Annotated in this window: 4 protein-coding genes; all 4 read right to left on the reverse strand. The window is 51.3% G+C overall.

Features of this window, described 5'->3' with window-relative positions:
* Positions 1–466: hypothetical protein (locus tag QMN93_RS25495; protein WP_154400862.1), on the reverse strand; the 466-nt coding region annotated here is incomplete at its 3' end.
* 10 nt (positions 467–476) lie between these two features.
* Complete coding sequence (gene dfrA19, locus QMN93_RS25500) at positions 477–1046, reverse strand: trimethoprim-resistant dihydrofolate reductase DfrA19 (RefSeq protein ID WP_000019304.1); 570 nt, start codon at positions 1044–1046, stop codon at positions 477–479.
* Positions 1046–1510 carry a BRCT domain-containing protein gene (locus tag QMN93_RS25505; RefSeq protein ID WP_000645230.1) on the reverse strand — a complete coding sequence of 155 codons (465 nt, stop codon included), beginning with the start codon at positions 1508–1510 and terminating at the stop codon, positions 1046–1048. The genes dfrA19 and QMN93_RS25505 overlap by 1 nt, the downstream gene beginning before the upstream one ends.
* Positions 1511–1811: 301 nt before the next feature.
* The gene (locus tag QMN93_RS25510) at positions 1812–3353 is read right to left on the reverse strand and encodes an IS91-like element ISCR1 family transposase (RefSeq protein ID WP_000050481.1); all 1542 of its coding nucleotides are present in this window, start codon (positions 3351–3353) and stop codon (positions 1812–1814) included.
* Between the last annotated feature and the right edge of the window lie 457 nt (positions 3354–3810).

Below are 3810 nucleotides of genomic sequence, written 5' to 3' on the forward strand. Positions count from 1 at the left end.
TGATGGATCCAACCCCTCCGCTGCTATAGTGCAGTCGGCTTCTGACGTTCAGTGCAGCCGTCTTCTGAAAACGACAAACGATGTCAGCCAATAAGTTGTTGTAATAATCGACAAGTGTTTGTTGCAACTCGCCGTCCTGTAAGACTGCATTATCAGTCTGATTCAGGGCGGCTATGGTGTCATTTATACACCATAAACCGATGACGGCTGCACGTAAATCTGTGGATGCTCTTGATGGCGATTCAACGTTTGCTGTCCCACGCATGGCGACAGCATTGTTTAGCCCAGCAATAATCCCATTATAAGTTGGGGGGAGGGGCTCCGACAACTGCAAAGCTATCTTTTCTGTATTGTTTTGGATGTCGTCCGCAAGAATGGTATTCTCGATCAGTTCTCGAGCCAATAATGATGTTTCGAAGCAGACGGCCAACACCGTCTGCTTCGTTTCTGGTTCTTGTTCTTCCACTGCCAGCGCGTTACTGATTGTTACGCACGTAAGTAGCAAAGTGAATGCGCTCTTGAGTCTCATCAACGGTTGCCTCCACAGTCTCGCTGGCACTGGAATCAATGTGAAAATTGTTCTGGATCGGATCAACAGGAATAAATCGATCACAGTCGAACTCTCTTGGAATTATGGTCATGTGCAGTTTCGTTGCTGATGAAAGAGCTTGAATGTACAACTTCTCCCCACCAATGACAGCAATGCGTTGATCGGTATTCTCATACAGGTTGATCACAGCACGAAGATCAGGAACGACAGTAGCGCCTATGACATCTTCTTGTTTTAACGTCGAGGAGATCACGAACGATTCGCGTTCGGGGAGAATTCCTTTCTCCTTGATTCGCTCCTCGGCGCCATCCTTTTCTAACTGCATGTCACGCATGTCAGTATACGTGTGTTTCCCCATAACGCACACGCGGATCTCTTTAGAAATCCGCGTAAATCGCGCCATGTCTTCTTTGCATTTCCATGGAATCTTGCCGCCTTTCCCGAATCCCAACTTAGAATCCACAGCGACTATTAGCTCAAGTTGTGGGTGACTCATTAAAACTCCAAACCAGTCGATGCTGGTTGTTCCAGATATTGCTTACGGAAGGTGGCCAGATCAATCAGTTTGATATTTGCCTTTCCGCTGTTGTTGAGATCGTGCACTTTCTTCAATTTGCCGGAAGATCCGGAAGTGGATGCCGCGATCACCATGGTGGTCTTCGACGAGACTGATGATTGCACTTCACCACCCTCAGCTTCAATCAGCTTCTCCAAGGCCGCGTCACGAAAACCGGTGATCACGATCTTCTCACCGGTAAAACGATCCCCCGAAGTGACCTGCTGTTTGAACCCGATGATTGATTGAATCTTGTTGAATAGCTCGGCATGTTCAGCCATACCTGCAAGCACTTTTGCGGCAGTTTTGTAGCTGAATTTGTCGACGCTAACGATCTGCTCTTCGGTGATGGCATTGAAATCATCCAAGGTCTTAATATCCAAGCCTTCACACAGAGCTTTCATCTTGCGGCGCCCAACGCCGCGCCCAAAGTGGGGCATCGACCCCAACCAAACCGACAGGGGAACACTACTGGGTATAGGAAGTATAAACCACCTTTTTGCTCCTCATCCGAAGTATCTTACCTGAAATTCCCTCACTCGTTTACCGCTCAAGCCCCAATTTTAACTGCCGGTCCAGCCTAAACCGCTCTAATAAGGTTCGATTTGGCGGTAAAATCTCTAGCCTGATAGCTCGAGAGATACAAACTGCCCCACCGCCCCGTTTAAAAGTTGGCAGTGTTGAGCAGTGTTGGATTTGGGGTCGTCAGTCAAAGAGACGACTCTGTGATGGATCGAACAGGCTGGGAGTCAGTGGCGGCGCTCGTTCTGGTGGCAGCTCACGCTGCTTGGCGGCATTCGCCTTGGCTGTTTTCTGTTTCAGATGCTTGAGAATCTGCTCAATGACCTTCGGATCTTCGATGCTGGCAATCACTTTGACGTGACCGCCGCAGTGTTCGCAGACTTCAATATCAATATTGAAGACTCGCTTGAGGCGTTGCATCCAGGTCATGGCGCGGTGGCGCTCTGCAGGACTCTTGTCACGCCAGTTAGTATCGAGACCTTCCGATTTGTCGGGCTTCTTGCCCCGCTTGGCGGGTGTTACTTGAACTCGGTGTTTGCTGTTCGGTGCAAAGACGCCGTGGAAGCGTGTGAGGTTGACTCGCGGCTTAGGTACCAACGCAGCGAGTTTGGCGATGAAGTCCAGCGGCTCGAAGATCACATGGGTGGTGCCATTGCGGTACGGAGTTTTGAGCTCGTAACGCACCTGCCCATTGGCGGTTAATGCCAGACGTTTTTCTGAAACCGCTGGCCGACTAATGTAGCGACACAAGCGCTCAAGCTTATCCCGCTGATGCGCTTCGGCCATCACACCGGCGTGTAGCGAGAAACCAGCATGGTTGGCTACTCGACTGCTTGAGTCGGCTTTATCCTCACGCCCTGGCAAGGTTTGCAGGGTGAAGACTTTGCGCCCTTGCTGGGGGCCGACGGCAATGCGATACGTAACCGAAGCACCATGTAATTGAGTCAGCGTATCGTCTTCGCCCTCTTCCAGTGTCAACCACGTATTCTCGGCATCACGCTCCAAAATCCCACGCTTTTCCATGCAGCGAGCGATGCGATGGCTGAGGGTGTGAGCGAGCGTATTCAGCTCATCGTAAGTGGGTGCCTTGACACGATGGAAGCGTTGCTTGCCATAGTCATCTTCGGCATAGACACCATCGAGAAACAGCATGTGGTAGTGGACATTGAGATTTAGCGCGGAGCCAAAGCGTTGGATAAGAGTCACTGAGCCAGTTTGTGCAGAGGCTTTGGTGTAACCGGCTTTTTTGATCAGATGAGTTGAGAGTGTACGATAGACGATACTCAAGACCTGGCCCATCAGCTGGGGATGGCGAGCCAGCAAAAAGCGTAGCTGGAAAGGAAAGCTGAGCACCCACTGGCGAATGGGCTCCTTGGGGAAGACTTCGTCTATCAGCAGCGCCGCACTCTCGGCCATCCGGCGGGCACCGCAGCTAGGGCAAAAGCCGCGTCGTTTACAGCTGAAGGCGACCAGACGCTCGTGATGACAATCCTCGCAGCGAACCCGCATGAAACCATACTCCAGACGGCCACATTGGAGGAGGTCGTTGAATTCTTGTTGGATGTAGCGAGGCAGGTGTTGACCTTGGGCTTCGAGTGAGGCTTTGAAGGCTGGGTAGTGCTGCTCAACCAGCTGGTAGAGCAGCGTCTGGTCGGGTTGGTGGCGTTCGTAACCGTTTGTTTGAGTGGGCGATTGACTCGCCGTGGCGTTCCTTGCCAGCGACATGGGTATCCTCCGCTGATACTGTGGTTATGTACAGTATCAGCGGCTTGCGTTCAGACGTCCAGTCTGGCCCTAGACATCGCTAAATGCTTAACCCGCAATAGCCCTCACGAGTTGTTATCAGCCACTACCGGTTGAGCGAGAAGGTTTTGGGTTCAGGGTGCTATTGCTCCACCAATCACAATACTGAAGCCCCAACTGTTATCAGTTGGGGCTTTTTCTTGTCTGTTTGCGGCGGTTGCGTTTTATCGGTAGTCGTCGAGCTCTGCACCATCCCACATAAGAGCTTAACGGTGCGATCTTCAACGCCATCACACAAAACTTTCTTTTTCACGCACAGTCAACTTATTGGATGTTTTATTAACAACCCAAAAGGAGATATTTAGCGGGCGGCCGGAAGGTGAATGCTAGGCATGATCTAACCCTCGGTCTCTGGCGTCGCGACTGCGAAATTTCGCGA

The organism is Enterobacter sp. R-1.6.2, assembly GCF_035064085.1.
Lineage (GTDB): Bacteria > Pseudomonadota > Gammaproteobacteria > Enterobacterales > Enterobacteriaceae > Enterobacter > Enterobacter asburiae_B.

Bases quoted from the DNA above. Each gene is read 5' to 3' on its own strand.
- dfrA19 (WP_000019304.1), bottom strand. From the start codon at position 1,046: ATGAGTCACCCACAACTTGAGCTAATAGTCGCTGTGGATTCTAAGTTG.
- QMN93_RS25505 (WP_000645230.1), bottom strand. From the start codon at position 1,510: ATGAAAGCTCTGTGTGAAGGCTTGGATATTAAGACCTTGGATGATTTC.
- QMN93_RS25510 (WP_000050481.1), bottom strand. From the start codon at position 3,353: ATGTCGCTGGCAAGGAACGCCACGGCGAGTCAATCGCCCACTCAAACA.